Origin of the sequence: Bradyrhizobium sp., from assembly GCF_030693485.1 — a bacterium.
Lineage (GTDB): Bacteria > Pseudomonadota > Alphaproteobacteria > Rhizobiales > Xanthobacteraceae > Bradyrhizobium.
Genome location: NZ_JAUYAN010000239.1, coordinates 1 through 21,967, shown reverse-complemented (window position 1 = coordinate 21,967; position 21,967 = coordinate 1). Strand labels below are relative to the sequence as shown.

21 protein-coding genes are annotated in these 21,967 nt (G+C 64.6%); 10 read left to right on the top strand and 11 right to left on the bottom strand.

Going from position 1 to position 21,967, the window contains the following annotated elements; translation table 11 throughout:
* The first annotated feature begins 69 nt into the window (after positions 1-69).
* Positions 70-1,038 (top strand): SDR family oxidoreductase, encoded by a 969-nt coding sequence (locus Q8N40_RS17685; protein ID WP_305712723.1) that lies wholly within the window; start codon positions 70-72, stop codon positions 1,036-1,038.
* A gap of 153 nt (positions 1,039-1,191) precedes the next feature.
* Here Q8N40_RS17685 and Q8N40_RS17680 read toward each other — a convergent pair whose 3' ends face one another.
* A complete protein-coding gene (locus Q8N40_RS17680; protein ID WP_305712722.1) occupies positions 1,192-2,133 on the bottom strand; it encodes an acetamidase/formamidase family protein in 942 nt (313 codons plus the stop codon).
* Positions 2,134-2,336: 203 nt separating this feature from the next.
* Between Q8N40_RS17680 and Q8N40_RS17675 the strand changes: the two genes are divergently transcribed.
* The 3 genes from Q8N40_RS17675 (at position 2,337) to Q8N40_RS17665 (ending at position 5,318) form a co-directional block, all read left to right on the top strand.
* A complete protein-coding gene (locus tag Q8N40_RS17675; protein WP_305319154.1) occupies positions 2,337-3,161 on the top strand; it encodes a YdcF family protein in 825 nt (274 codons plus the stop codon).
* 66 nt (positions 3,162-3,227) lie between these two features.
* Complete coding sequence (locus Q8N40_RS17670; protein WP_305712721.1) at positions 3,228-4,013, top strand: DUF169 domain-containing protein; 786 nt, start codon at positions 3,228-3,230, stop codon at positions 4,011-4,013.
* A 123-nt stretch (positions 4,014-4,136) separates the two neighbouring features.
* Complete coding sequence (locus Q8N40_RS17665) at positions 4,137-5,318, top strand: trans-acting enoyl reductase family protein (RefSeq protein ID WP_305319156.1); 1,182 nt, start codon at positions 4,137-4,139, stop codon at positions 5,316-5,318.
* A 10-nt stretch (positions 5,319-5,328) separates the two neighbouring features.
* Here the strand turns inward: Q8N40_RS17665 and Q8N40_RS17660 are convergent, their stop codons facing one another.
* From Q8N40_RS17660 to Q8N40_RS17645, 4 genes are all read right to left on the bottom strand, one after another.
* Positions 5,329-6,573, bottom strand: coding sequence for an O-antigen ligase (locus Q8N40_RS17660; protein WP_305712720.1), 1,245 nt, complete (start codon positions 6,571-6,573; stop codon positions 5,329-5,331).
* A gap of 178 nt (positions 6,574-6,751) precedes the next feature.
* Positions 6,752-8,314, bottom strand: a complete 1,563-nt coding sequence (locus Q8N40_RS17655) for an undecaprenyl-phosphate glucose phosphotransferase (protein WP_305712719.1) — start codon at positions 8,312-8,314, stop codon at positions 6,752-6,754.
* Between the two features lie 127 nt (positions 8,315-8,441).
* A complete protein-coding gene (locus Q8N40_RS17650) occupies positions 8,442-9,575 on the bottom strand; it encodes a glycosyltransferase family 4 protein (protein WP_305712718.1) in 1,134 nt (377 codons plus the stop codon).
* A 2-nt stretch (positions 9,576-9,577) separates the two neighbouring features.
* The gene (locus tag Q8N40_RS17645; RefSeq protein ID WP_305712717.1) at positions 9,578-10,234 is read right to left on the bottom strand and encodes a polysaccharide biosynthesis/export family protein; all 657 of its coding nucleotides are present in this window, start codon (positions 10,232-10,234) and stop codon (positions 9,578-9,580) included.
* 180 nt (positions 10,235-10,414) lie between these two features.
* Here Q8N40_RS17645 and Q8N40_RS17640 point away from each other — a divergent pair, with 180 nt between their 5' ends.
* Positions 10,415-12,685, top strand: coding sequence for an exopolysaccharide transport family protein (locus Q8N40_RS17640; protein ID WP_305712716.1), 2,271 nt, complete (start codon positions 10,415-10,417; stop codon positions 12,683-12,685).
* A 174-nt stretch (positions 12,686-12,859) separates the two neighbouring features.
* Here the strand turns inward: Q8N40_RS17640 and Q8N40_RS17635 are convergent, their stop codons facing one another.
* Positions 12,860-14,050 (bottom strand): GNAT family N-acetyltransferase, encoded by a 1,191-nt coding sequence (locus tag Q8N40_RS17635; protein ID WP_305319032.1) that lies wholly within the window; start codon positions 14,048-14,050, stop codon positions 12,860-12,862.
* Positions 14,051-14,175: 125 nt separating this feature from the next.
* Between Q8N40_RS17635 and Q8N40_RS17630 the strand changes: the two genes are divergently transcribed.
* Positions 14,176-15,243, top strand: a complete 1,068-nt coding sequence (locus Q8N40_RS17630; protein ID WP_305319031.1) for a polysaccharide deacetylase family protein — start codon at positions 14,176-14,178, stop codon at positions 15,241-15,243.
* Between the two features lie 49 nt (positions 15,244-15,292).
* Here the strand turns inward: Q8N40_RS17630 and Q8N40_RS17625 are convergent, their stop codons facing one another.
* Positions 15,293-15,499 (bottom strand): DUF2842 domain-containing protein, encoded by a 207-nt coding sequence (locus tag Q8N40_RS17625; protein WP_305712715.1) that lies wholly within the window; start codon positions 15,497-15,499, stop codon positions 15,293-15,295.
* A 94-nt stretch (positions 15,500-15,593) separates the two neighbouring features.
* Here Q8N40_RS17625 and Q8N40_RS17620 point away from each other — a divergent pair, with 94 nt between their 5' ends.
* A complete protein-coding gene (locus tag Q8N40_RS17620; RefSeq protein WP_305712714.1) occupies positions 15,594-16,682 on the top strand; it encodes a COX15/CtaA family protein in 1,089 nt (362 codons plus the stop codon).
* 14 nt (positions 16,683-16,696) lie between these two features.
* On the opposite strand, the gene Q8N40_RS17615 is transcribed toward Q8N40_RS17620, so the two are convergent.
* The 4 genes from Q8N40_RS17615 to Q8N40_RS17600 form a co-directional block, all read right to left on the bottom strand.
* Positions 16,697-17,122 carry a hypothetical protein gene (locus Q8N40_RS17615; protein ID WP_305712713.1) on the bottom strand — a complete coding sequence of 142 codons (426 nt, stop codon included), beginning with the start codon at positions 17,120-17,122 and terminating at the stop codon, positions 16,697-16,699.
* Positions 17,123-17,369: 247 nt separating this feature from the next.
* On the bottom strand, positions 17,370-18,650 hold the full coding sequence (locus tag Q8N40_RS17610; protein ID WP_305712712.1) for an O-acetylhomoserine aminocarboxypropyltransferase: 1,281 nt from the start codon (positions 18,648-18,650) through the stop codon (positions 17,370-17,372).
* Positions 18,651-18,801: 151 nt separating this feature from the next.
* Positions 18,802-19,386: a CoA-binding protein gene (locus Q8N40_RS17605; RefSeq protein ID WP_305318761.1), complete on the bottom strand. Its 585-nt coding sequence runs from the start codon at positions 19,384-19,386 to the stop codon at positions 18,802-18,804.
* 127 nt (positions 19,387-19,513) lie between these two features.
* Positions 19,514-20,338: an enoyl-CoA hydratase gene (locus Q8N40_RS17600; RefSeq protein ID WP_305318762.1), complete on the bottom strand. Its 825-nt coding sequence runs from the start codon at positions 20,336-20,338 to the stop codon at positions 19,514-19,516.
* Between the two features lie 91 nt (positions 20,339-20,429).
* On the opposite strand from Q8N40_RS17600, the gene Q8N40_RS17595 reads away from it, so the two are divergent.
* From Q8N40_RS17595 to rpsI, 3 genes are all read left to right on the top strand, one after another.
* Positions 20,430-20,858 carry a PaaI family thioesterase gene (locus Q8N40_RS17595; RefSeq protein ID WP_305712711.1) on the top strand — a complete coding sequence of 143 codons (429 nt, stop codon included), beginning with the start codon at positions 20,430-20,432 and terminating at the stop codon, positions 20,856-20,858.
* Positions 20,859-21,012: 154 nt separating this feature from the next.
* Complete coding sequence (gene rplM, locus Q8N40_RS17590) at positions 21,013-21,477, top strand: 50S ribosomal protein L13 (protein WP_305318764.1); 465 nt, start codon at positions 21,013-21,015, stop codon at positions 21,475-21,477.
* Position 21,478: 1 nt separating this feature from the next.
* Positions 21,479-21,955: a 30S ribosomal protein S9 gene (gene rpsI / locus Q8N40_RS17585; protein WP_305318765.1), complete on the top strand. Its 477-nt coding sequence runs from the start codon at positions 21,479-21,481 to the stop codon at positions 21,953-21,955.
* Positions 21,956-21,967 lie beyond the last annotated feature (12 nt).

Genomic DNA, 21,967 nt, shown 5'->3' with positions numbered 1-21,967 from the left:
GCCCTCGTTCGGCCCATGAGCGCCGCTCCGCGCGCCAAGAAAATTCCAGATGAAAGGTCAGCGCCCCCCATGAAAGACTTTGCCGGAAAGATTGCCGTCATCACCGGAGGCGGCACGGGCATGGGCCGCGAACTGGCGCGCCAGCTCGTCGCCGAGGGCTGCAACGTCGCGATGTGCGACGTCTCGGCCGAGGCGATGGCGGAGACCAAGAGCCTGTGCGAGGTGGAAAAACTGCCGCAGGGCCTGCGCATCACCACCCATGTCGCCGACGTCTCGATCGAGGACCAGCTGACGCGCTTTCGTGACGAACTCGCGGAGCAGCAGTCAACCGACAGGATCCATCTTTTGTTCAACAATGCCGGCATCGGCGGCGGCGGCAGCCTGTTCACCAACACGCGGGAACAGTGGGAAAGGACCTTCAATATCTGCTGGGGCGGGGTCTATCTCGGCGTCCGCACTTTCCTGCCGATGCTGATGAAGGCCGACGAGGGCCATATCGTCAACACCTCCAGCGTCAACGGCTTCTGGGCTTCGGTCGGCCTCGGGGTTTCCCATACCGCCTACAGCGCCGCGAAATTCGCCGTGAAGGGATTCAGCGAAGCGCTGATGAACGATCTCAGGCTGAACGCACCGCATATCAAGTGCTCGGTGGTGATGCCCGGCCATATCGGCACCTCGATCGTGTCCAATTCACGCAAGATCCAGAGCGGCACCGAATCCGAACTGCTCAGCGCCAATGAACTGTTGTCGGCACGCGTGCGCATCAAGGCCATGGGCATCGACACCGCGGCGATGTCGGACGACGACGTTCAGAAGATTTCGCTGGAGCGTGCCCGCGCCTTCCGCGACGACGCCCCGACCACGGCGGCGCAGGCGGCCAAGATCATCCTCGACGGCGTCAAGGCCGGGCGCTGGCGCATCCTGGTCGGCGACGACGCCCACAAGCTCGACGAGCGCGTGCGGCAATCGCCGGAGCAGGCCTACACGCCGGAGTTTTACGAGAGCTATCGCGCCGAGGTCGGCTGGCGGTTGGGGTAGGCGGAGCGTGATTCCGGGGCGCTGCGCCCCTCCTCACTCGTCATCGCCCGGCTTGACCGGGCGACCCAGTATCCAGAGACGCCAGCGATAGAGGCCGAGAAGCCGCGGCGTACTGGGTCCCCCGCATGCGCGGGGGACGACAACCTGTCGCGCCTACCCGTGCACGATCGCCTTCTCGATCATGCAGTGAATGCCCTTCGACCCGTTCACCGTCTGCGTCACGCGCAGATCCGCGGCGAGGCTGCAGAGCGTGTAGGCGTCCTCGCGCGACAGATTGCGCTTTTCGCCCAACAGCACGATCATGTCGCGCAGCGCCCGGACCACGCATTGATCGAGGTCGGGATCCATCGCCATTGTCATGTAGTGGGTCGGCGTCTCGGCGCGGGGATAGTCGAAGCGCAGATCCTTGCGCAGCGTCAGCCTGAAGCGGCCCTGCAGCGCGGTCTCGATCGCGGTGACGCAGACCTCGCCATCGCCCTGCACGCCATGGCCGTCGCCGCAGGAAAACAGCGCGCCCGGCACGAACACCGGCAGATAGAGCTTGGCGCCGGGCACCAGTTCCTTGTTGTCGAGATTGCCGCCCATCGCGCGCGGAATCAGCGAGGAGATGCGGCCCCAGGCCGGCGGCGGCGCCACGCCCATCACCCCGAAGAACGGTTTGAGCGGCAAATCGAGGCCCCAGGGCATCCGGCCGACCATGCGTTTTTGGTCGAGCGGAATATTGAGCAGCCGGGTTTCGTGAAAATCATCGGGCAGGGTGCCGGCCAGCGGCTTGATCATGTTCCAGCCCCAGTCCTGCCGCAGCTGGATGTCGAGGATCTCGATCTCCAGCACGTCGCCGGGTTCGGCGCCCTCGACCGCGATCGGGCCGGTCAGGATGTGCCCCGGCAGCATCCGCTCGTTTTTGGCATGCACCTCGGCGAGTTCGGGGGGGACGTGGAACCGGCTCTTGTCCGGCATCATTTCCGGGCCGCCGCTGATGGTGTCGACCGTAACCTCATCGCCGCTGGCGATGGTGAGCACCGGCTTCAATCTGGCTTCGAAAAAGCCCCAGTGGCAGGTCTCGGGGCTGGATTGCAGGTGATGATGCGTCATGGAGGGGGCTTTCTCGTCGGTTCAGTCGTCGATGCCGGGCGTGGCCGCCTGAAGGAAGGCGGCGCTTCCGCTCGCCTATGCCCGGCAATCCATCGTCTCTTGCGAAGAGCATATTACGAAGAGAGATGGCTACGCGCGTCAAGCCCGCGTATGACGCAATGTGTGATTGGCGCGGTGCCTGGCACCCGAGGGAGATCCCGTTTTTGTTTTTCCTGCTCTCCAAGACCATCGGCATCATGCTGTTGCCGACCAATTTCCTGATCGGCCTCGGTCTGGTCGGCGTGGCCCTGCTGGCGACGCGGTTTGCGTCTGCCGGACGCAAACTCCTGATCGCCTCGGCCGTGCTGTTTGCGATTTGTGGATTTTCGCCGTTGGGATACCTGCTGCTTTATCCTCTGGAGCAGCGATTTCCGCCCTGGAATGCCGCGCAAGGCGCGCCGGATGGCGTCATCGTCCTCGGCGGGTCGATCGACGCCGAACTGTCGGCGGCGCACGGCGTCGTTGTCACCAGCGGCGCAGCGGACCGCATCATCGCCGCGGCGGCGCTTGGCCATCGCTACCCCAGGGCGCGCATCATGTTCACCGGTGGAAGCCCCAATCTGGTGTCGGGCGATGCCAGGGAAGCCGACTACGCGGCGTCGTTGTTCGAAAGCCTCGGCATATCCGGCCAGCGCCTGATCATGGAACGGGGCTCGCGCAACACCCAGGAAAACGCCGAATTCTCCAGGGTGATGGCCGGGTCCAGGCCCGGCGAACGCTGGCTGCTGGTCACCTCCGCATTTCATATGCCGCGATCGGTCGGCCTGTTTCGCAAGGCGGGATTTGCGGTCGAGGCCTATCCGGTCGACTGGCGGGTCGGCGGACCCGGGGACGTGTTTCAGTTCACCTCCCTGTCGCTGTACGGGCTGGAGCGCACCAATCTCGGTATTCGCGAGTGGATGGGCCTGATCGCCTATTGGGCGACCGGTAGGATCGACGATTTGCTGCCCGGGCCAGCGGCGAAGGCGAAGCATCTGTCGCATCGCTGAAACAATCAGGTTAGAATTGTTCAAACAGACGCGCGCGGCTTCGCCCGCCGCTTGGGGAGTGACGCCATGCAACAGCAATCGCCGCCGGAACAACTCGATTTGGCCGGCATGGTGGCCGATCTGAACAGCCTGCTACGGCTGAAAACCACCGTGATCGGCATGAAGATGTTTGCCACCGTGGAGGAGATGACGGCGATCCCGAAGATCCGGCGGCCGACCGCGGTTCACACCACCGACCAGATCGTCAGCATGGCCTCGCGGCTGGGCTGGACCGTCGGCATCACCGCGGACGATCTCGTCGGCGCGCAGTGCCGCGCCGTGATCGGCCTGGCACCACAGGACGAGAAGTTTCTCGAGGGCACGAATTACGTCGGCGTCTGGCATGGCACGCCTGAGGACGCGCGCAAGCGCCAGGAGGCGCTCGATGTCGTGGCCTACGGCCAATACCTGGCGCTGGCGGTGAGCCCGCTGTCGAGTGGCCGGCTCGATCCGCCGGATATCTGCCTGGTCTATGCGACGCCCGGCCAGATGATCATCCTGATCAACGGACTGCAATATACCGGCTACAAGAAGTTCGAATGGGGCGTGGTCGGCGAAACCGCCTGCGCCGATTCATGGGGCCGGGCGCTCAAGACCGGCGAACCCAGCCTGTCGCTGCCGTGCTTTGCCGAGCGCCGCTATGGTGGCGTGCCGGATGAGGAGATGCTAATGGCGCTGTCGCCCGCGCATCTCGCCAAGGCGATCACGGGCATGAAGCAACTGGCCAAGAACGGCCTGCGCTATCCGATCGCACCCTATGGCATCCAGGCCGATGTGCGCGCTGGCATGGGCGTGTCCTATGCCAAGAAATGAGTACTAGACCGTCACTGCGAGTAGCTCTTGCGACGAAGCAATCCAGCTTTCTTTTTGCCGCTATGGATTGCTTCGCTGCGCTCGCAATGACAAGCAAAGCCTAACCTCAGGGATACCATCTTAATGTCTTCGAAATTTGACATCGTCGTCTATGGCGCCACCGGTTTTACCGGTCAGCTGGTCGCGGAATATCTCGCCGCGCACTACAAGGGCGACAGCGGCCTGAAATGGGCGATGGCCGGCCGCAGCAAGGACAAGCTTGCCGCGGTGCGCGACGCGATCGGGGCACCCGATGACACCGCGCTGATCGTCGCCGATGGCGGCGATGCCGCCTCGCTGCAGGCGATGGTCGCGCAAGCCAGGTTGATCATCACGACCGTCGGCCCATATCAGCTCTACGGCTCGGAACTGGTCGCGGCCTGTGCCGCCTCGGGGACCGACTATCTCGATCTCTGCGGCGAGCCGCTGTGGATGCGCAAGATGATCGACGCGCATGAGGCGGCGGCGAAATCGAGCGGCGCGCGGATCCTGTTCTCCTGCGGTTTCGACTCGATTCCGTTCGAGCTCGGCGTTTACTTCGTGGAGCAAGCGGCGAAGAAAGAGTTTGGCGCGCCGGTCGCGCGGGTCAAGGGCCGCGTCCGCGCCATGAAAGGAACGTTCTCGGGCGGCACCGCAGCAAGCGCGCGGGCGACGTTCGCTGCCGTGGCGCAGGATCTCAGCCTGGTCTCGATGGTGCAGGATCCCTTCGTTCTGACGCCGGGGTTCGACGGTCCGAAACAGCCGCGCGGCAACAAGCCGCTGCTCGACGAGGACATGGGCTCCTGGACGGCGCCCTTCATCATGGCGACCATCAACACCCGCAACGTGCATCGCTCCAACATGCTGATGGATTTCCCCTACGGCCGGGATTTTGTCTATGACGAGATGGTTCTGACCGGCCCCGGCGAACAGGGCGAAGCCAACGCAAAGAAGGTGGTGGCTGCCGTCAATGCCGAGCGGATGGGCGCTTCCGGCGGCCCGAAACCGGGCGAGGGGCCGTCAAAGGAAGAGCGCGAAAACGGCATGTACGATCTCTTGTTCGTCGCCATCGCGCCCGACGGCAAGCAGGTCCGCGCCGCGGTCAAGGGCGACCGCGATCCCGGCTATGGCTCGACTTCCAAGATGATCGCGGAATGCGCGCTCTGCCTTCTGCGCGACACGCCGAATGTTCCGGCCGGCATCTGGACCCCGGGTGCGGCGATGGGCGACAAGCTGATCAAGCGGCTGGTCGACAATGCAGGGTTGACGTTCGAGGTGGAGAAGTAGGCCTCTTCGACTACGATGCAACCACGTTCGCCCGCCAGCGCTGGGCGGCGGCGAACATGCCCCACATCGCGCCCAGCATCATCCAGAAGTGACGCCAGTGGTCGGTGTCGATCACCAGGTTCATGCCGACGGTGCCGAGGAACGCCGCGAAGATCGCGAGATAGGCGCGCTGCCAGGGCACCGGGATGAACGCGTGCCGGAACCCCATGATGACGGTGACGAACACCAGCGCGGGATAGCACACGCCGGTGAGCCAGCCGCCGGACATGAAGGCGTTCAGATAGGAATTGTGGGTGTCCTCGGGGAAGTAGCGGTTGAACTGCAGCGGACCGATGCCGAACGGCAGATCAAGCGCCATTTCCGCGCCGAGGATGTGGCGTCCGAACCGGCCAAAGCGGCCGCTGTCGTAGCTTTGGCCGAAGCTGGCGCGCTGCTCCAGCATCTCGCCGATCGAATTGAACGACAGCAGGATGGCGATCAGCGTCGCCACGAAGATGACGGCGACCATGGTCATGACGATGATGCGCGAGCGCTGCCTGACCGACGGGCTGGTCAGCACCATCAGCGCCAGCATGAAGGCCGAGGTGATGGCGAGCCCGCCCCATGCCGCGCGTGAAAACGCCAGCAGGATCGCCAGCGTCATGATGCCGAGCACGATGGTGCTGCGGAACGATCTGCCGATGCGGTCTGAAACCACGCTTTGCAGGGCGAACAGGCAGGGCAGGATCAGGAACGCGCCGAGCACGTTCGGGTCCTTGAAGGTGCCGCGCGCGCGGCCATACAGCGTCAAGAGGTCATAGCCGCCGGGAACGAGGTTGAAATAGCCGGCGACCGCCGACGTCGCCGCGATCAGGCCGCCGACGATCAGGCCGCGGCGCAGCATGTCGAGCCGGGCTTCGGTGTCTTCGGAGAACACCATGGCGAAGAAGATCACGGTGATCGCCAGATACCAGGAGGTCGCGACCCAGTTGGCGACGCCGGGACGGTCGAGCACCGGAATGGCGCTGATGGTGTAGCCGATATTGATCAGGAACAGCAGCAGCAACAGCGGCATGAACACCAGCCGCAGTCGCAGCCCGGTGACAAAGAACAGCAGGGTCGCCGCCAGCGTCGCCAGCTCATAGGGGCTGGGCTCGATGAACACGATCGCGACCGACGCGCCGACCAGCCACACCAGCGCCCGTTGCAGCGCCAGCACGCCCGGCGCCGCCGTCATCGACGGCAGGGAACTCGCTGATAGGGCCGCATACGCCATTTGATACTCACGCACTCACACAACATTACGCACTAACCGTCATCGCGAGGAGCGAAGCGACGAAGCAATCCAGCTTCTTTCTTTATGCCGCACGATGGATTGCTTCGCGGAGTTTACCATCGGGCACGCATTCGCGTGACCCGGTGGCTCGCAATGACGTTGCGGGCACCTCGTCTTATCAGTAAGCGTTCTCGTTCTTCGTCATGAGCGCCAGCGGCGTCTTGACGAGGATGTAGAGATCGAACAGCACCGACCAGTTCTCGATGTAATAGAGATCGAATTCGACGCGCTTCTGGATCTTCTCCTCGCTGTCGACTTCACCGCGCCAGCCGTTGATCTGGGCCCAGCCGGTGATGCCGGGCTTGACGCGGTGGCGCGCGAAATAACCGTCGACCGCCTCGTCGAACAGCCGGCTCTGCAGTTTGCCCTGCACCGCGTGCGGACGCGGACCGACCAGCGAGAGATTGCCCTTGAACACCACATTGAACAGCTGCGGCAGTTCGTCGAGGCTGGTCTTGCGGATGAAGCGCCCGACCCGGGTGACGCGGCTGTCGTTCCTGGTCACCACTTTGGTGGCGAGAGGATCGGCCTGGTCGTGGTACAGCGAGCGAAACTTGAAGACGTCGATGCGCTCGTTGTTGAAGCCGAAGCGCTTCTGGCGGAACAGCACCGGGCCCGGGCTGTCGAGCTTGATCGCCAGCGCCACCAGCGCCATCACGGGCAGCGCCGCCAGCAGGATCAGCGCGCCGCCGACGCGGTCGAACAGCCACTTCATCACCAGGTCCCAGTCGGTGATCGGCGCCTCGAACACGTCGAGTGTCGGCACCTCGCCGAGATAGGAATAGGAGCGGGGGCGGAAGCGCAGCTTGTTGGTGTGCGCCGACAGCCGGATGTCGACCGGCAGCACCCACAGCTTCTTCAGCATTTCGAGAATCCGCGTCTCCGCCGAAATCGGCAGCGCGAACAGCACGAGGTCGATGCGGGTGCGGCGCGCGAATTCGACGATGTCGTCGATCTTGCCGAGCTTCGGACTGCCGGCGCAGGTGTCGAGCGCGCGGCTGTCGTTGCGGTCGTCGAACACGCCGAGAATGTCGAGGTCGGAATCGTCCTGCGCCTTCAGCGCCTCGATCAGCTTCTCGCCGTTCTGGTCGGAGCCAACGATGATGGTGCGGCGGTCGAGCCGGCCGTTGCGGGCCCAGCCGCGAACCATCCAGCGCAGGATCAGCCGTTCGGCGATCAGCGCGGCGAGGCCGGTGATGAAGAACGCCGACAGCCACAGCCTCGATATCTCGCTGCCGAGCTTGGCGAAGAACGAGACGCCGATGAACAGCAGGAACACGAAAGCCCAGGCTGACATCATCCGCGTCATCTGGCGGAGATGGCCGCGGAACACCTGCACCTCGTAGATATCGGCGGCCTGGAAGCAGATCACCGCGGCCGCGGTCATGGCGAGGATCGCTCCGAAATATTCCCAGTAGAAGCCGCTCAGCGGCACCACATAGAACAGATAGATCGCGATGCCGATCAGGCTGAGCAGCACGAAATCGGCGACGCGCACCGCGCCCGCGATCACGATCGGCGAATAGGCGCGCCGGACCTTCTGGTTGGTGACGGCGAGGGCGGCTTGCGACAACCGGCGGCGCCGTTCGACCGGCGGGCGGTCCGGCGCGGCTGTTATCTTGGTGGTCACCGCAGCGGCAGCCGCGGCATCGAGCATAGAGCGTGCGTTCAGAGGTTCCACGTTAGTCCAAATCCGTTCCCAAGTCCGTCCCTGCACAAGCAATTAGGCATGCTCACGCCGGGCGGAATTCCCTGCCTCCCGGATTAGAGGACAAATCGGAAGAAACGGTTAGCGGAGTAAGGAATGGTTAACGATCGGCAAACGCGTCGCGGTAGCCGGCAAGCACGCCCTCGACCATCGCCTTCTGCGAAAAATGCAGGAAGATTCGTTCGCGCAGCGACCTTGCGCGGGTAGCCGCGGCCTCGCGATCCTCCAGCGCGATCTCGATGGCGTCCGCCATCGCACCGACAATGTTGGGGGCGAACAGCGCGTCGGTATGTTCGGCGAAGATTTCCGGGATGCCGCCGACATTGGCGGCCATCATCGGCATTCCCGCCGCTGCCGCCTCGATCACGACATAAGGCATCGAATCGCCGCGCGAGGGAACCACCAAGAGCCGGCCCTTGGAAAAGCCGTAGCGCGCCTTGACGTGGCCGATGAAGCGGACGGCCTCACCCAGGCCAAGCCGCGCGATCTGGGCCTTGAGATGATCGAGTTCCTCGCCGTCGCCAGCCAGCGTCAGCGTCACCGGTTTGCCGTCGGCGCGCAGCCGGGCGACCGCGTCGATCAGGAGGTCCGCGCCCTTGATGTGCCGGAATTCCCCGACATAGACCACGTCGGTGGCGTCATCAGCCGGAACGATCGGATCGAATTCGTTGGCGGTGACGCCGTTGAAGACGCAGCGCACAAGGCCGGAGGGGATACCGATGGTGCGCTGATAGGTGTCGCGCGCAAACGCGCTCTCGAACAGGAACAGATCGGTCGAGTTCATCAGCGCGCGTTCGAGCCGGCTGTACATCGCGCCCTTCACCGTGTTGAGCGGATAATGCAGCGAGCCGCCATGCGGCGTGTAGACCCGGATGGTTTCCCTGGAACGGGCTTTCAGCCGGATGAAGGCGCCGGCCTTGGCGCCGTGGCCGTGCAGCACGTCCGGCTTCAGACGCTTGATCAGGCGCATGAAACGCGCCCACACCAGCACGTCGGTGGGAAACGGCTCGCGGCGGATGGCGAGGCGATGGACGCCGAGCTTCAGTCGCGGCGCGATTTCCTTGAATGCGGCATCTGCGCGCTCGCCGCCGGTGAGGCTGTCGGCGATGATGCCGACGTGATGGCCGCGATCGGCCTGGCCGTTGGCGAGATCCATGATGTGGCGGAAAATGCCGCCGACCGGCGCCCGCACCGCGTGCAGGATACGAAGCGGCTGACCTTCAATCAGGGGCATGATCAGAACCAGCGTTCGCCGACGAGTACGGTATCGCCCGGACTGAGCGCGGTGCCGAGCGGCACGACCGTCCGCATCGATCCGGCCGGGTCGTTGTGGGTGATGGTGACGCGGTCGCGCCGGGCGCGCGGCGAGAAGCCGCCGGCAATGGCGACCGCGCTCTCCACCGTCATATTAGGCACATAGGGATACTGGCCGGGGGCGGCGACCTCGCCGAGGATGAAGAACGGCCGGTAGGCCTCGATCTCGACCGCGACCGACGGTTCGCGGATGAAGCCGTTGCGCAGCTTGGCGGTGATGTCGGCGGCGAGGCCCGCGGGCGTTCGTCCGCGCGCCGGCACCGAACCGATCAGCGGCATGGTAATGGACCCGCCGGCATCGATCGCATAGGTGTTGGTGAGACCTTCCTGGCCGTAGACCACGACGCGCAGCCTGTCGCCGGCGTCGAGCCGGTAGGCGGTGTCGTATCTCATTGAGATCGGCGCGGCGGCGTAGGCCACCGCCACGGGGGCAGGGGCCGTCGCATAGCTTCGCCCATAGGTCATCGAATCGAGATCGGCCTGCGGCTGCGCCACCGCGACCGGCGCGGACCTGCGCATGCAGCCCGCCAGTGCGAGCGCTGTCAGCAGACAGAGAATGACGGTACGCACGCCTCGCATCGGACAGCCCACGGAATTTCCTGATTCCGATTAAGGGCTTTCATGGTTAACAAAGCATGACTGCGGCGACCGTAACCGCATGTTCGCAGGAGCCGATCGGCCGAATTAACCCAGCGGCAACCTTAATGGAGTGTAATCGGCCGCAGTTGAGTGGATGAGTTGCGTCCGCGGGAGTGTGCGATGCGTTTAGCGTTCTGGCGTGCAGGCAAGGACAATGCGGGCAGGGTCAAAGCCGTGCCCGAAAAGGCCGTACCCGAGAAGGCTGCGGTCCAGAAAGTCGCCGCGAAGCCCGCGCCCGACTTCTACAAGCCCGCCGCCGCCGCTCCGACCGGTGATATCGACCTGCGCGCGCTGGGCCATGCGCTGGCCCGCAAGAAGGGCTGGATCATCGTTCCGACGCTGCTGGCCGCCGTGCTTTCGTTGACGGCCGTCAATCTGGCGACCCCGCGCTACAAATCCGAAGCCCGTATCCTGGTCGACGGCCGCGAGAACGTCTTCCTGCGGCCGAACGGCGAGCGCAGCGAGGAGCGCAGCTCGGTCGTCGATGCCGAGGCCGTCACCAGCCAGGTCCAGCTGCTGCTGTCGCGCGACCTTGCGCGGGAGATCATCAAGAAGAACAAGCTCGCCGAGCGCCCGGAATTCGATCCGGTGCTGCAGGGGCTGTCGCGGGTCAAATCGCTGCTGGCCCTGTTCGGGATCGGCCGCGACGCGTTCTCGCTGGCCCCCGAAGAGCGCGTGCTCGATGCCTATTACGAGCGCTTCACCGCCTATGCGGTCGACAAGTCGCGCGTCATCGTCATCGAATTCCAGTCGCGGGATCCGGAACTTGCGGCGCGGGTCGCCAATTCGATCGCCGAAGGCTATCTGGTGATGCAGCAGAATGCGCGGCAGGAACAGGCCAAGTCGGCCGGCCTGTGGCTGTCGGGCGAGATCGACAGCCTGCGCAAGAAGGTCGCGGAGGCCGAATCCCGGGTGGAAGATTTCCGCTCGAAATCCAGCCTGTTCGTCGGCACCAACAATACCACGCTGTCGAATCAGCAGATGGGCGAGCTCAACACGCAACTGAACAACGCCCGCGCGCTGAAGTCGGACGCGGAGTCGAAGGCGCGGCTGATCCGTGAAATGCTCCAGAGCGGCAAGCCGATCGAGGCTTCCGAGGTGCTCAATTCCGAACTGACGCGGCGGCTGTCCGAACAGCGCGTCACGCTGCGCGCGCAGCTCGCCGAGCAATCCTCGACCTTGCTCGACAATCATCCGCGCATCAAGGAATTGAAGGCGCAGCTGGCTGACCTCGACCGCCAGCTCCGCGAGGAAGCCTCAAAGCTTTCGCGGTCGTTCGACAGCGACGCAAGGATCGCGGGCGGCAGGGTCGAAGGCCTCAGCGCCAGCCTGGAGCAGGTCAAGAAACAGGCGGGTTCGACCAACACCCAGGACGTTCAGCTGCGCGCGCTCGAGCGCGAGGCCAAGGCGCAGCGCGACCTCCTTGAATCCTATCTGGCGAAATACCGCGAGGCCAACACCCGCGAGAACATCGACGCTGCCCCCGCCGATGGCCGCATCATTTCCCGCGCCAGCGTCTCCAACACGCCGGCCTACCCGAAGAAGCTGCCGATCGTGCTGATCGCGACGCTGGCGACCCTGATGCTCACCGCCGGCGCGATCGTAACCGGCGAATTGCTGCGCATGACGGCGCCGCGCGCGGTGGCCGCGATCGCATCCGCGCCGGCGGCGATCCGCGCAAGGGCTGCGGCCGCCACGGCCGCCGCCGAGCCTGAATCCGAGATCGAACCGGAATCCGGGCCTGAAGCGGCGCCGGTGTTCCGCGAATCTCCCGGCATCGCGCCCGAACCCTCCGACATGGAGCAACTGGCCGACGATCTGCGCAATGCCGGCGATGCCGCGCGCAAGGTCACCGTGCTCGGCACCGCCTCGAATGAAAGCATCACGTTGACCGCGCTGACGCTGGCGCGCCTGATCGCACGTCATGCCAGGGTCGTGGTGGTCGATCTCTCCGCGTCGTCGCCGACCATCTCGGCGGTATCGGTCGATCCCGCCGCGCCGGGCCTGGCGGAATTGATGCTGGGCGAGGCGTCGTTCTCGCAAATCATTACCAGGGATAAATTGTCACGGGCTCACCTCGTGACATCCGGTCGTGCGGGTTCGGACCGCAGCCTGTTGCAGTCGCCGCGGCTGACGCTGGCAATCGACGCCTTGCTGCGGGTCTATGATCACGTGGTGCTGGATGCCGGGACCGCGTCCGACCTGCCGGCGGAACTGCTGACGGCGCAGGCGCGCGCCGTGGTGGTGCCGGATGCCTCGATGGCGCCGGACGCCCGCACCCTGATGTGCGACCAGCTGCGTGCGGTCGGCTTTTCCGACGTGACGATGCTGAGCAGGCCGGTGCAGTCGTCAGGCGTGATCGAGCCCGGCCTGCGGGTGGTGGCGGCCTGAGGTTGCACCGCTCGCACGGACACACACCGCTGTCATCGCCCGGCATTTGACCGGGCGACCCAGTATTCCAGAGATGCTGGAGATTGAGCCGAAAGGCCTCGGTGTACTGGGATCGCCCGGACAAGCCGGGCGACGACAGTTTTGGTTGTGATAGAGAACGGACCCTCGGCAAACTCAGCGCTGGAACGCGCCGCGCAGCCTCTGCGCCAGTTCGAACAGCGCCGGATTATGCTTCACCAGATGCTTGGCGCGGTTGACGCCCGACATGGCGGCTGCCGCCAGTGTGCCGCGCAGGCTGAGCGGAATAAAACTGTCGAAGATCGGCTCGTCGTCCTTGCAGAACAGCCTTTTGTACTCGTCCGACCCGATCCCGAGATCGAGCGCGCGATAGCCGCTTGCGGCGTAGTGGTCGACGATGTCGCGCATCAGGATCAGGCCGGGACTGTATTTCGAGCTCGCCGACATCGTGTACGTGTTGAACATCATGGAAAAGCGGTGGCCGTCATTGACGCCGGCGAAGATCGCGATCACCTCGTCGTCGCATTCGAGCGCGTGAATGCAGATGGCCCGGCCGCCGCCGGCAAGCTCGGCCATGCAGGCGTCGCGGACGAATTCCTCGACGCCGGGGTCGGCGAACACGTTGGGCAGCTTCTGCTCCGCCATCCGCTGCGGCTTGATCAGGAAGAACCAGTCGAGCAGCCGCTTGATGTCGGCATCCGACGTCGCGACAACAGAGCGATAGCCGGCAAGCGCCTGCAGCTTGCGTTCCTTACCCTTGAGCCTGCGCCGGAACGAATTCGATATCCGCGCCGTCGGCAGCTCCTCGGGCACGATCTTCATCAGCGGACAGTCATTGGCGCAGGCCTGGTGCGGCAACAGCGCCATCGGGTTGGGCACGCCGCGCCATGTCAATGGCTGCTGGCCGAGCGCCAGAACGTCCACCTCCGAGCGACCGCGTATCGCCGATATCAGCGCGTCGAGATCGGCTGATGTGGCCGCGGTCGCGAACTCCCGGTCCCACAACGCCATGTTGAAGGTGGCGTGCTTGCCGCCCATGAAGCTCGCGGTGCGAACGCCGTGCTCGCTGAGCGTGAGCGGCAGCAGCAACAGCGGCCGGCGCTCGGAATCACGGGCAATCACGATGAAGGGGCGATGGCCTTCGCGGACCCCGACCTGCCGTTGCCAGGCGGAGAGCAGGTCGAAACGCTGATACGGCGTGGAAAACTGCTCGATGTCTTCGAGGCCGCGCCAGATGGTCTCGGCCTTGGCGAGATCGTCGAGAATGTCGACGCCGGCGATGCGGCTGATCGGCGTCGATGCCGGCGCTTGCCCCGTTCGGTTGTCGATCGCGGCGGCCATGATCATCGCAAAACCTTGATGTAGCGGATTATTTACATTTTTCAGCTTGGGCCGACCTTTGCAAAGAAATGTCAACAAAGAGTAAGGACAATGCTTGCAGCGGCGGGGCGGCCGCGTCTGGGGACGCTGATTTGTCATCCGAAAACCTATTCCTGAGGAATCTCCGGCTGGAGCTGGCCTGGTTGTCCGGCCGGCATTGGCTGAGCGGCCGGGGCAGCGGCGGCGCCGGGGTGGTTTTGCGGTTCGAACGGGTACGGCCGCGGCGCGCCGGCCGCTTTCAGCCGCTTCGCTCGCACGAGATCGCGCCAAAATTTCTCGATCGCACGATCCGGGCCCTGAGGCGCTGGAAGTTCGATATCGTCTCGATGGACGAGGTTTGCCATCGCGCGGTCACGTCGCCGACGCCAAGGCGGTTCGTGTGCCTGACCTTCGACGGCGGAGCCAAGGACATCATCGCGTCGGCCTATCCGGTGCTGTCGCGGCACGGCGTGCCGTTCACGGTCTATCTGCCGACCGCGTTTCCGGACCGCCTCGGCGAGGCCTGGTGGCTGGCGCTGGAGGAAATTATCGCGCGCGAGCGCCGGGTCAGCCTGGTGATGGAGCGTCACGAGCGGCACTTCGACATCGCAGGGCCCGCCGAAAAGTACCAGCTCTACGAATTTCTGTCGGGCTGGATGCGCGGGCTGTCGCCACCGGATCTGTCGGCCGCGATCAACGATCTGTGCAAGCGATATTCGGTCAATCTCGCGGCGCTGTCGCGCGAGGCCGTGATGGACTGGGACGATCTGGCAAGACTTGCCGCCGATCCGCTGGTGACCATCGGCAGTGCGACGGTCAATTATCCCGTGCTGTCGAACCTGAAGGACGCCGACGCGCAGCGCGAGATGACAATGGGAAGGGCGGTGGCGCAGGCCGCGTTCCACCGCGAGATCAGGCATTTCGCCTATCCGTTCGGCGATCGCGCCGCCTTCGCCCGCAAGCATGTCCAGATGGCCGAGGACGCCGGCTTCGTCAGCGCGGCGTCGGCGCTGCCGGGCGTGGTTCAGGCCGAGGGCCGCACCAATCTGCACGCGCTGCCGCGGCTTTCCTGGGACGGAAGGCAGCGCTCGCTGCGGGTCATGCGGGTGCTGCTGTCAGGCGCCGCCTTCGCGCCGGTGGCGCCGACGCGCAGCAGGATTCGCGACGCCGATGAGGATTGAAGTCCTCATCCCTCGAGACGCTTGCTTCGCAAGCTCCTCAGGATGAGGGTCAGCGATCCGGCCGCGACATCCAGCCGATGATCGGCATGGCCGGCAGCACCCATCCGATGCCGGCTACCACATAGAAGATCGCCTGCAGCAGGCCCGAATTCGCCAGCCAGGGCGTCTGCGCCACCGTCATTCCCAATAGCGACCACACCACGACGAGGATCAGCAAGGCGATGGTTCCGATGAATTTGCGGGTGCGTATGGTCATGACGGGAATGTGCATCTCCTGAGCCCGTGCGCGGGTTGCGCGGGCGAAGGGGCGGACTATAAGGGGCCCGCCAGTTCATTCAAGCGCAGCGTCGATGACCGCCAGTTCCGCAATCCCAGCACCGCAGAGCCGCGCCGTGAGGTGGTGGCTGTTCTCGATCGCGGCGCTGATCGTGCTCATGGTGCTGGTCGGCGGCGCCACCCGGCTGACCGAGTCCGGGCTTTCGATCGTCGAATGGAAGCCGGTCACCGGCACGCTGCCGCCGCTCGGCGAGGCGCAATGGCTTGCGGCCTTCGAGGCCTACAAGACCATCCCGCAATATCGCCAACTCAACGCCGGGATGTCGCTCGACCAGTTCAAGACCATCTTCTGGTGGGAATGGAGCCACCGGCTGCTTGGGCGCGTCATCGGGCTGGCCTATCTGTTGCCGTTTCTCTGGTTTCTGTGGCGCGGCGCCCTCGGAACGGAGCTGAAGCGGCGGTTGTGGCTGATCTTCGGCCTCGGCGCGCTGCAGGGCGCGGTCGGCTGGTGGATGGTGGCGTCGGGCCTGACGCTGCGGACCGAGGTGTCGCAATATCGTCTCGCCACCCATCTGGTGCTGGCGCTGGTCATTCTCGCTGGCGTGGTCTGGACGCTAAGGCGGCTGGCGGGCCGGCCGCCGGTCATCGTCTCCGCACGGCTGCGGATCACCAGCCTGGCGCTGCTGGCGCTGACCTTCGTGCAGCTCTATTTCGGCGCGCTGGTCGCGGGCCTGCGCGCCGGCCGGGTCTATAACACCTGGCCGGAGATCGACGGCGCCTTCATTCCCTCAACGGCGCGGCTGTTCTTCGAGGAACCCTGGTGGCGCAATTTGTTCGACAACCCGCTCATGGTGCAGTTCGAGCACCGCATGACCGCCTATGCGCTGCTGGCGCTGGCGATCCTGCATGCGCTCGATGCGATCCGCTCGCGGGCCGCAGCTTCCGTGGTCAGCGGCGCGGTGTGGCTGGCGGCGGCGATGATCCTGCAGGCGGTGCTGGGTATTTTCACGCTGCTGTATCAGGTGCCGATCGACCTCGCGCTGGCGCACCAGGCCGTCGCCATGGTGGTGCTGATGCTGGCGATTTTCCAGGTCGAACGACTGGCGGCGCGGACGGAGCCGGCGCCGCAAAGACTGGGCTTGCCGGCCGATCAGACTGGCTGAGCTGAACCTTCCGGCTAGTAGTATCCATAGCCGTAGAGGCCGCCGCCGTAGCCGTAAGGCTGCCGATTCCAGTAGCCGATGTCGGGTCCGGCGTACCAGGGACCCTGATAGTCATAGTCGAACGGAAGCCCCCAATTGCCGGACCATGCCGTGTAGCCGGGCAACCATGCCACGCCGATCGCCGGCGGCACATACGGCACGTATCCGTTCCACGGCGCGAGCAGCACCCCGGGTTCGTCAACGACATAGACCGCACGCAGGTAAGGCGCCGGCGCATGGCGTGCGATCGTCGTCCTGAACTTGTAGTTGGCGCGGGGAAGCCCCGGCGGCAATTGACTGGCGGCACGACGCGCGGCCGCCTTGCCGGCGGGGCCGGCAGCTTCCGCAGTGCAGGGGATCGCAAGTATCGCAATCAGAAACGGCATCATCCAGCGCAGCATGGCCAGCTCCGGGTTTGGACGACTGCAGGATGCCATTTCCGGAAGCGGCGGTGGATCAAATAGCGCAACGAGGGTTAACGCGGGCCGGTGCGTTGAGCCCTCAACCGTCGTTCCTGCGAACGAAGGGACCCATAACCCCGGTCGTCTGACGCAATGGCACAGTGGTTCAACAAGCCCTTTAGCACCACGTGCAATATCGACAGCACGGCGTATGGGTCGGCGTTCGCAGGGACGACAGAAGAAACCCCTACGCGCCCAGCGCCTGTTCGAGGTCGGCGATCAAATCTTCCTTGTCCTCGATGCCGATCGACAGCCGCACCACGTCGGGGGCGGCGCCCGACTTGACCTTGGCGGCGTCGTCGAGCTGGCTGTGGGTGGTCGAGGCCGGATGGATCACCAGCGAGCGGGTGTCGCCGACATTGGCGAGGTGCGAGAACAGTTTCAGGTTCGACACCAGGTTGACGCCGGCCTCGTAGCCGCCCTTCAGGCTGAAGGTGAACACCGCGCCGGCGCCCTTCGGCGCGTATTTGCGCGCGAGGTTGTTGTAGGGGTTTCCGGCGAGGCCGGAATAGTTCACCGCGGCCACCGCCGGATGGCCGGACAGGAACTCGGCCACCGCCCTGGCGTTCTCGCAATGCTTCGCCATCCGCAGCGGCAGCGTCTCGATGCCGGTGAGGATCATGAAGGCGTTGAACGGCGAGATCGCCGGGCCGAGATCGCGCAGGCCGAGCACGCGGCAGGCAATCGCAAAGGCGAAATTGCCGAACGTCTCCTGGATCCGGATGCCGTGATATTCCGGGCGCGGCTCGCTCAGCATCGGATATTTGTTGTCCTTCGACCAGTCGAAGGTGCCGGCGTCGACGATGACGCCGCCGAGCGAATTGCCGTGGCCGCCGAGAAACTTGGTCAGCGAATGCACCACGATGTCGGCGCCGTGGTCGATCGGGCGGATCAGATAGGGCGTCGCCAGCGTGTTGTCGACGATCAGCGGCACGCCGGCCTTGCGCGCGACCGCGGCGATCGCCTCGATATCCGTGATGGAGCCGGCGGGGTTGGCGATCGATTCGATGAAGATCGCCTTGGTGTGCGGGGTGACGGCGCGCTCGAAGCTGCCGGCATCGTCGGGATCGGCCCATACCACGTTCCAGCCGAAACTCTTGAAGGCGTGGCTGAACTGGTTGATCGAGCCGCCATAGAGTTTTCGCGCCGCGATGAACTCATCGCCGGGCATCAACAGTTGTTGAAGCACGACCACCTGGGCGGCGTGTCCCGATGCCACGGCCAGCGCGGCGGTGCCGCCCTCGAGTGCTGCAATGCGTTCTTCCAGCACCGCCTGGGTCGGGTTGCCGATTCTTGTGTAAATGTTGCCGAACGCCTGCAATCCGAACAGCGAGGCGGCGTGGTCGGCATCGTTGAACACGAACGACGTGGTCTGGTAGATCGGCGTCGCCCGCGCGCCGGTGGTGGGATCGGGCTGCGCGCCGGCATGCACGGCGAGGGTGGAGAAACCGGGAAGGCGGTCGGTCATTCTGTGCGTCCTGCTTTTTGGCTTACCTGAATTCGCGCGGCATGCTGATGGTGGAGGCGTCCGCCGTCAAGACGGATCGCGGATCTACCACGTGTTCGAAGCGGCCGTGCTTCGCTTTACCGCATTTTCGAAAGAATTGTGCCGCCGGGCATCACGTGACGTCGGTCTTGTTTTTTGCGGCGCGATCGGATGCGGCGGTTTCGCCGCCGCCGACGCTCGTCCGGTTGAGCGACAGCCGCATGCCCTGGGTCGGCATCGGCGCGCGCTTCGAACTCAGGGTGCGCGAATTGACGCCCATCCAGGAAATTTCCGAGGACAGCCGGCCATATTCGATCTTCGGGCAGCGGTTCATCACGACCTTGATTCCCGCAGCCTCCGCCCTGGCCGCCGCGGCATCGTCGCGGGCGCCGAGCTGCATCCAGATCACCTTCGGCAGCGGATCCAGCCGCAATGCCTCCTCGACCACGGGCATGATGTGGGTCGAATTGCGAAAGATATCGACCATGTCGACGGGGCGGCCGATATCCGCGAGCGAGGCGACGAAGGGCTTGTCGAGCAGGTTCTTGCCGACATGGCCGGGATTGACCGGGATCATGTCATAGCCGCGTTGCGCCAGATATTTGAACGCAAAATAGCTCGGCCGCACATTAACTGGCGACGCGCCCACCATCGCGATCGATTTCACGTTGTTGAGGATGCCGCGGATGTAATTGTCGTCGTAATTGTCGTGGTTCATTCTACAAAAAATCCCGGTTCCTCATGGTGAGGAGCGCGTCTTCGCGCGTCTCGAACCATCTGGCATGCTGCCTGTGGCCATCCTTCGAGACGCGCGCGAAGGGCGCGCTCCTCAGGATGAGGAATCTTTACTCATCCTGCCATTTCGGCACGCGCTTCTCGATGAAGGCGCCGATGCCTTCCTCGGCGTCGCGGGCCATCATGTTTTCGGTCATCACTTCCGCGGCATAGCGATAGGCGTCGGCGAGGTTCATTTCGACCTGGCGGTAGAACGCTTCCTTGCCGAGCTTGATCGTGTAGGCGGATTTCAGCGCGACCTTCTGGGCCAGCGCGATCGCGGCGTCGCGTTCGGTGCCGGCGGCCACGACGCGGTTGACGAGGCCGATGTCCCGCGCCGTCGCCGCCGTGATCGGCTCGCCGGTCAACAGCATTTCCATCGCCCGCTTGCGCGGCACGTTGCGCGACAGCGCCACCATCGGGGTCGAGCAGAACAGCCCGATATCGACGCCCGGCGTGGCAAAGGTCGCTGCCTCCGACGCCACGGCGAGATCGCAGCTCGCCACCAGCTGGCATCCGGCCGCGGTGGCGACGCCCTGTACGGCGGCGACCACCGGCTTGGGCAATTGCACGATCGCCTGCATCATGGCGCTGCAGGCGTTCATGAGGGTAGCAAAGTAGGCACGGCCGCGATCGGCATCGCTGCGGCGGGCGGTGAGTTCCTTCATGTCGTGGCCGGCGGAGAAGGCCGGGCCGACGGCCGCGATCACCAACGCGCGCACGCTTTTGTCATCGTGGATTTCCCTCAGCGCGCCGTGCAGCTCGGCGATCAGGCCCTCCGACAGGCTGTTGCGGGCCGCGGACCGGTTGAGCGTCAGCACCGCGATGCTGCCGACCGTCTCCCGCAGCAGAACAGGGGACAGTGGCGTAGCGGCGCGGGCGGATTGGACAGGCATCGGAAAACTTTCACTAGGGCAGGTGCGACGCCATAATGTAACAAGCCCCGCGAGGCGTGGCGAGGGCAGGCGGGAGCGAAACGGCAGCGACATGGCAGTAGTGAAAATGAGCGTGGCCGAGCTGGAGGAGTTCCTCCGTGTCGAATTTCCGCAGTCGTTCGGCAGCGGCGATACCACGATCGAAAGCGCCGACGGAACAACCTGCCTGTTGCGGCAGCGTTACAGCGCGCGAATGTTGCGCCCGGGCGGCACCGTGTCGGGGCCGACGCTGATGGCGCTGGCCGATTGCGCCATGTACGTGGTGCTGCTGTCGGCGATCGGCCCTATCGGCCTTGCGGTGACGACCAACCTCAACATCAATTTTCTGCGCAAGGGGCAGGCCGGCCAGGATATCCTCGCGGAAGCCAGGCTTTTGAAGCTGGGCAAGCGGCTGGCGGTCGGCGAGGTCAATCTGCTGTCGGGAACGACGCCCGATCCGATTGCCCATGTGACGTCGACCTATTCCATTCCAAATACTTGATGTTTTTCACGGTAATATAACACCATATTTATAAGATGTTGTTTTTGCTGTAATAATTATGCCTCGCGGACGTTGACGCGTACGGCGGAGCCATCTAGAAACCCCGCAGTTCGGCGCAGTCGCGTCCGAAATTCCCTTTCACGGATTTCCTCACATGAAAACGTTTTCGGCCAAGCCTGCCGAGGTGACGAAGAAGTGGGTGCTGATCGACGCCAAAGGTCTGGTCGTCGGCCGGCTCGCCTCCATCGTCGCGATGCGCCTGCGCGGCAAGCACCTCCCGATCTACACGCCGCATGTCGATTGCGGCGACCACGTCATCATCATCAACGCGGCGCATGTCGTGCTGACCGGCCGCAAGCGCGAGAACAAGGTGTATTACAATCACACCGGCTTCATCGGCGGCATCAAGGAGCGCACCGCGAAGTCGATCCTCGAGGGTCGTTTCCCCGAGCGCGTGGTCGAGAAGGCCATCGAGCGCATGATCCCGCGCGGCCCGCTCGGCCGGGTGCAGATGGGCAATCTGCGCGTCTATGCCGGGGCCGAACATCCGCATGAAGCCCAGCAACCCGAACCGCTCGACGTCGCTTCGATGAATCGCAAGAACATGAGGGCCGCATAAGATGTCCGACACCATGCAGTCCCTCGACCAGTTGTCGTCGTTGAAGACGGCCGCACCGGATTCGCCGAAATACGTCAAGAAGGTCGACAAGCAGGGCCGTGCCTACGCCACCGGCAAGCGCAAGGACGCGGTCGCCCGCGTCTGGATCAAGCCCGGCGCCGGCAAGGTCATCGTCAACACCCGTGAGGTCGAAGTCTATTTCGCCCGCCCGGTGCTGCGGATGATGATCCAGCAGCCGCTGGTCGCCGCCGCCCGCGCCGGCCAGTACGACGTGATCTGCACCGTGGCCGGTGGCGGTCTGTCGGGCCAGGCAGGCGCCGTGCGTCACGGCATCTCCAAGGCGCTGACCTATTTCGAGCCGGATCTGCGCGGCGTCCTCAAGAAGGGCGGCTTCCTGACCCGCGACTCCCGCGTGGTCGAGCGCAAGAAGTACGGCCGCGCCAAGGCGCGCAAGTCGTTCCAGTTCTCGAAGCGCTGATTGCTTCGAACA